Annotated in this window: 6 protein-coding genes and 2 tRNA genes; 3 read left to right on the forward strand and 5 right to left on the reverse strand. The window is 59.5% G+C overall.

The annotated features are described in order from the left end of the window. The 3 genes from L972_RS21165 to L972_RS19060 form a co-directional block, all read right to left on the reverse strand. On the reverse strand, positions 1–92 hold a 92-nt coding region (locus tag L972_RS21165; RefSeq protein WP_047440382.1), incomplete at its 3' end, for a GTP-binding protein. A gap of 168 nt (positions 93–260) precedes the next feature. Next, a tRNA-Gly gene (locus L972_RS19055) sits at positions 261–335 on the reverse strand. Positions 336–373: 38 nt separating this feature from the next. Continuing rightward, a tRNA-Tyr gene (locus L972_RS19060) sits at positions 374–458 on the reverse strand. A gap of 263 nt (positions 459–721) precedes the next feature. Here L972_RS19060 and coaA point away from each other — a divergent pair. Beyond that, positions 722–1660: a type I pantothenate kinase gene (coaA, locus tag L972_RS19065; protein ID WP_005356367.1), complete on the forward strand. Its 939-nt coding sequence runs from the start codon at positions 722–724 to the stop codon at positions 1658–1660. An 80-nt stretch (positions 1661–1740) separates the two neighbouring features. Here coaA and birA read toward each other — a convergent pair whose 3' ends face one another. Further along, positions 1741–2706 (reverse strand): bifunctional biotin--[acetyl-CoA-carboxylase] ligase/biotin operon repressor BirA, encoded by a 966-nt coding sequence (gene birA / locus L972_RS19070; protein WP_047440328.1) that lies wholly within the window; start codon positions 2704–2706, stop codon positions 1741–1743. Next, the gene (gene murB, locus L972_RS19075; protein ID WP_047440330.1) at positions 2703–3740 is read right to left on the reverse strand and encodes a UDP-N-acetylmuramate dehydrogenase; all 1038 of its coding nucleotides are present in this window, start codon (positions 3738–3740) and stop codon (positions 2703–2705) included. Before murB ends, birA begins: the two co-directional genes overlap by 4 nt. 127 nt (positions 3741–3867) lie before the next feature. Between murB and L972_RS19080 the strand changes: the two genes are divergently transcribed. Together L972_RS19080 and L972_RS19085 are read left to right on the forward strand one after the other, a co-directional pair. After that, positions 3868–4521, forward strand: a complete 654-nt coding sequence (locus tag L972_RS19080; RefSeq protein ID WP_047440332.1) for a potassium channel family protein — start codon at positions 3868–3870, stop codon at positions 4519–4521. Further along, positions 4518–5873: a TrkH family potassium uptake protein gene (locus L972_RS19085; RefSeq protein ID WP_047440334.1), complete on the forward strand. Its 1356-nt coding sequence runs from the start codon at positions 4518–4520 to the stop codon at positions 5871–5873. Before L972_RS19080 ends, L972_RS19085 begins: the two co-directional genes overlap by 4 nt. The last annotated feature ends 37 nt before the right edge of the window (positions 5874–5910 follow it).

Raw genomic sequence — 5910 nt, forward strand, 5'->3', positions numbered from 1 at the left:
GCTGCAGTCAGGGTGGTTTTACCGTGGTCAACGTGGCCGATGGTACCCACGTTAACGTGCGGTTTATTACGCTCAAATTTTTCTTTAGACATGATCGTCCCTCTAAACTAACGCTGAGTACGCGGTGGCAAGCTAACCACAGAACAGTTTATATGATGGATTTGAATCTGGTGGGAAAGAGAGAGGTACTGATGGCTGGTTCGCTTGCCGAACTCACCCTAGGGTGCGGCTCTGCTAACGCCTGAGCCATATCAGCATCTTGGAGCGGGCAGCGGGAATCGAACCCGCATCATCAGCTTGGAAGGCTGAGGTAATAGCCATTATACGATGCCCGCATTTCTCTAACCCAAAGAACTCAAACCGCAGAGAAATATGGTGGAGGGAGAAGGATTCGAACCTTCGAAGGCAGAGCCGTCAGATTTACAGTCTGATCCCTTTGGCCGCTCGGGAACCCCTCCAGACGCCAGATTGTCACAACGGTAATTCTGCTTGCACCCGTTGTGTTTATCGCTTTTGCACGGCAAATAGACGACAGACAGTCAAGCGTCGCGCATTTTATTGTAAGGTTTTGGGGGATGCAACCATTGAACCCGGCAAAATATGCTTTATTGCTGGGAAGTTTGCAAAAAAGCGGGGGCAAACAAGCCAATCCTGCTGCGTCCCTTGTCGCTCCCCCACCCTTGGTGTATGGTCGCCGTGCCCAAGAAACAGTGATGACACCATGACGACAGAGCATAACCCCTATCTGCAATTCACCCGCGAACAATGGGCGTTATTGCGCGATTCGGTCCCCCTGACCCTGACCGAACACGATCTGCAGACCCTGCGCGGGATCAACGAGAAGGTGTCATTGCGGGAAGTGGAAGAGATCTATCTGCCTCTCTCCCGCCTGCTCAATCTCTATGTCAAAGCCAAACAGCGTCGCAGCCGGGTGCTGGAGCAGTTCCTCGGCCAGTCCCGCGGTAAGGGCACCTATATCATCAGCATTGCCGGCAGCGTGGCTGGGGGCAAAAGTACCACGGCCCGTATTCTGCAGGCCCTGCTGGAGCGCTGGCCGGAACATCCGCGGGTGGAGTTGGTCACCACCGACGGCTTCCTCTATCCCAACAAGGTACTGGAAGAGCGCGGCCTGATGCGCCGCAAGGGGTTCCCGGAATCCTACGACATCCGCCATCTGGTGGAATTTGTCGCCAATATCCGCGCCGGTCACGAGAAGGTCGAAGCGCCGGTTTATTCCCACCTTATCTACGACATCATTCCCGATGAGAAAAAGGTGGTGGAGCAGCCGGACATTCTGATCCTGGAAGGGCTCAATGTGCTGCAAAGCGGCATGGATTACCCTCAGGAGCCCCATCGGGTCTTCGTGTCGGACTTTGTCGACTTCTCCATCTATGTGGATGCCGATGCCGAACTGCTGCGCACCTGGTATATCGAACGCTTCCTGAAATTCCGCAGCGGCGCCTTCTCGGATCCCGACTCCTACTTCCATAACTACGCCAAGTTGACGGAGAGTGAGGCGACTCAGATCGCCAGCAACATCTGGCAAGACATCAACTATCTGAATTTGCAAGAAAATATCCTGCCAACGCGTGAGCGAGCCAACCTGATCATGACCAAGGGCCATGAGCACGCCATCGAGCAGATCAAACTGCGCAAATGATGACAGCCATTGCCGGATAACGAAGAGGGGGCCCGCGGGCCCCCTCTTCTGTTTGGCATCATGAGCGGCCTTGCAGGCCCTCAGTCGCCCCGACGCAGGGAGAGCTCGCCCCCCAGATAGAATTTGATCCCTTCGCCTGTCTCCAGTCGCAGGGCGCCGCGATCGTCGATGCCACGAGCGATGCCGCGGATCTCCTGATCCCCCATCAACAAGCGCACCGGGCGACCGGCAAAGTGATCGAGCCGATTCCACTCATCGACAAAGCTTGCCAACCCCTGCAGCTCAAAGGTATGCAACGCCCGCTGCAGATGGACGATCATCCGAGCCGCCAACTGATTGCGATCGACCAGCTCGGGATTGATGTGACGCAGCTCGGCCCAGGCCTGATCAATCTTCTCACCTTCGCGGGCAGGCATCGCCAGATTGAGACCGATGCCGATCACCAGATGACAACTTGCGCCAGCGCTACCGCTCATCTCCACCAGTATCCCTGCCAGCTTGCGGCCCTGATAGTAGAGGTCGTTCGGCCACTTGAGCTCGACGCCCTGATAGCCAAGGGACTCCAGCGCGTCAACCACCGCGACACCAACCGCCAGACTGAGCCCCATGGCTGCCGCCATGCCTTGTTCGAGTCGCCAGTACATGCTGAGGATCAGCTGGCAACCGAACGGCGAAATCCAGGGTTTACCGCGGCGACCGCGCCCGGCGGTCTGGCACTCGGCCAGACAGCTCTCGCCGGAGCGCAGCTCATTAACCCGATCCAGCAGGTGTTGGTTGGTCGAGCCAATGACCGGAAAACAGTGCACCGGCGCCATCGGGGCCAGTGCCTGCAAGGTAGCCTGATCATAGAGCGCCATCGGCACCGCCAGCCGGTAACCCTTGCCGGTCAGGCTAAAGAGATCCAACCCCAGCTCCTTGAGCGCCGCCATGTGTTTGCTCACCGCCGCCCGGCTGATGCCAAGCTGCTCGCCCAGCTGTTCGCCGGAGTGAAACTGGCCGTCGCTAAGCAGGGTGATCAGGGTCTGTCTGATGGGAGTCAACGTCATGAGAGCACCTCGTCGAGCCAGGTTTCACCGTGCGCACCCATAAAACGCACCTCGTGCTCCAGCACCACGCCAAACGTCTGCTCCACGCTGTCGCGGACATGAGCCGCCAGCGCGATCAGCTCCATGGCACTGGCGCCCCCCAGATTGACCAGCACCAGCGCCTGCTCCTGATGAACAGCGGCGCGACCGATGGCGAAACCTTTCAGACCACACTGATCGATGAGCCAGCCCGCCGCCAGCTTGGCCTGCCCTTCTCCGGCCGGATAGCAGGGCATCTGCGGATAGCGCACCTTGAGATTCTCCGCCAGCGCGGCAGGCACCACCGGATTTTTGAAGAAGCTGCCGGCATTGCCGAGCACGGCGGGATCCGGCAGCTTAGCCATGCGGGTGGCACAGACGGTATCGAAGATGGCCTGCGCCGAAGGCGCGTCACCGAGCGCCGCCAGCGGGCCATAGCCCAGCACAGGTTGCCACGCCTTGGGCAGTTTGAGCCCGACGGCGGTGATCAGGTGGGAATCCTGATACTCGTGTTTGAAGATACTGTCGCGATAACCGAAGCGGCACTCTGCCGCCGCGATCCGTTCAATCTCGCCACTCTGCCAGTTGAACGCCTCGACATAGGCGCAGAAGTCGGCCAGCTCAACGCCATAGGCACCGATGTTCTGCACCGGCGCGGCACCGACCGTACCGGGAATTAGCGCCAGATTCTCCAGCCCGAACCAGCCCTGTTGCAAGGTATGACGCACCAGCTGATGCCAATCTTCACCCGCCGCCACATGGAGCAACCAGTGATCGCCGCCATCTTCAGCGGTAATCCCCTTGAGCCGGTTGAGCACCACCAGACCGAGAAAATCCGTGGTGAAGAGCATGTTACTGCCGCCGCCCAGATTGAGGCGTGGCAACTGGTTGAGCTGTGGATCGGCACGCAGGGTCGCCAGATCGGCAACCTGCTCCACCTCGGCCAGCCAGAGGCAGTACGCATCGAGGGCAAGGGTGTTGAGCTTCAACAAGGAGGCGTTGGCATTCAGTTTCATCGGTCTATCCCGGCTTGGTGCAAGGGCGCAGTCTACCTCAAGTTGCCCCATGACGAAAAACCCGAGCCCTTTTCGGGGGAATAGCAGTGGTTTAGAGTAGGCGACTTCAACTGCTGAGGAACAACTCATGAACAACCAGTTTGCCGTCATCGGCCTGGGCCTGTTTGGCAGCGCGCTGTGCGAAGAGCTGCAACGGCAAGATGCCGAAGTACTGGCCATCGATATCGACGAGAGCAAGACCCGGCAAATCGCCGCCCTCTGCAATCACGTTATCGTGGCGGATGCCACCGATGAGGCCACCGTGGCCGAGCTGGAACTGGCCAATTTCGATATCGTCTTCGTTGCCATCGGTGACAACCTGGAGACCAGCATCCTCACCACCCTCGTCTTGAAAGAGGCGGGCGTGAAGAAGGTGTGGGTCAAGGCGCGCGACAAGTTCCACGCCAAGATCCTGCAGAAAGTGGGCGCCGACAAGGTGATCAACCCGGAGTGGGACATGGGCCGCCGGGTTGCCCAGAGCATGCTGGACAACCGGCTGTTCGACTATCTGGAGCTGGGCCACGACATGGTGCTGACCGAGTTCGTGATCGGCCTGCAACAGAACGGCCGGGAACTGGGCGACTTCCACCTGCTGCAACAGAGCGATTTCCAGCTGCTCGCCATCAAGCGTGGTGATGTGCTGCACAACGTGCTGACCGGCAAGATGGAGCTGCAACTGGGCGACATACTGATCCTGGCGGGCAACAAGCACGCCATCGACCACTGGCTCGAAACCCTATGATCAACTGGCGCAGCAGCTACGCCTTCGCCCTCCATCGGGAGCAGGACTCTCGCTGGAGCGAAGCCCGGCTGATCCTCGGCAGCTTTCTGATCATTCTGCTGATTGGCACCATCTTTCTGGTGCAACCCTCCAGCCACAATGGCGAGGTTACCTTCGTCAACGCCCTGTTTACCGCCACCTCGGCCATCAGCGTGACAGGTCTTGGCGTGGTGGATACCGGCACCGCCTTCACCCTGCAGGGGCAGATTTTCCTGCTGATGCTGATGGAGATCGGCGGTCTGGGCCAGATGACCATGACCCTGCTGCTGATAGCCATCTTCAGCAAGCGGGTCGGTCTGCGCCAGCAGGTTCTGGCCAAGGAGGCGCTGGGACAGGAGGGCTCGGTCAACATCATCCAGCTGGTCAAACGGATCGTGCTGTTCGCCTTTATTGCCCAACTGATCGGCACTGGCATCATGGCGATCCGCTGGGTGCCCGAGATGGGTTGGGTGCACGGCCTCTATGTCAGCTTCTTCCACGCGATCTCGGCCTTCAACAACGCCGGGTTTTCGCTCTTTGCCAACAACCTGATGGACTATAGGGACGACCCCATCATCAGCCTGACCATCGCCGGTCTGCTGATCCTGGGGGGGATCGGCTTTACCGTCATCGTCGATCTGGTGCGCAACCGCCGCTGGCGCAAGCTGAAGCTGCACAGCAAGCTGATGCTGCTGATGACCCCGGCGCTGCTGCTGACCGGTACCCTGATGTTCTGGCTGCTGGAACACAACAACCCCGGCACCCTCGGCAAGGCCGGTGTCGGTGGCCAGCTGCTGGCTGCCTTCTTCCAGTCTGCCAGTGCCCGTACCGCCGGTTTCAATACCATAGATATCGGGCTGATGACCCCGGCGGCGTTGCTGTTTCTGATGATGTTGATGTTTATCGGTGCCGGTGCCACCTCGACCGGTGGCGGTATCAAGGTCACCACCTTCGCGGTCGTGCTGCTGGCGACCAAGGCGTTTCTGACCAAACGGCCCCATGTCACCGCTTTTGGCCGCACCCTGTCGCCCCAGATCGTGACCCGCTCGCTGGCCATCATCATCGTCAGCACCATGGTGCTGATGCTGGCGATGTTCCTGCTGATGGTGACCGAGGATCTGCCGTTCGACAAAATCATGTTCGAGACCATCTCGGCATTTGCCACCGTCGGTCTCTCCACCGGCATCACCGCCTCCCTGAGCGAGCCGGGCAAGCTGCTCCTGGTGCTGGTGATGATCTGCGGCCGTCTCGGCCCGCTGACCCTGGCCTTTATGCTGGCCCGCCCGGTCGAGACTCGCATCCGTTATCCGGAAGAGAACGTCTATACCGGCTGACCAGCCATGAACACGGGGGCAGCCACTGGCTGCCCCG

This window comes from Aeromonas sp. ZOR0001 (assembly GCF_000801015.1).
Lineage (GTDB): Bacteria > Pseudomonadota > Gammaproteobacteria > Enterobacterales > Aeromonadaceae > Aeromonas > Aeromonas veronii.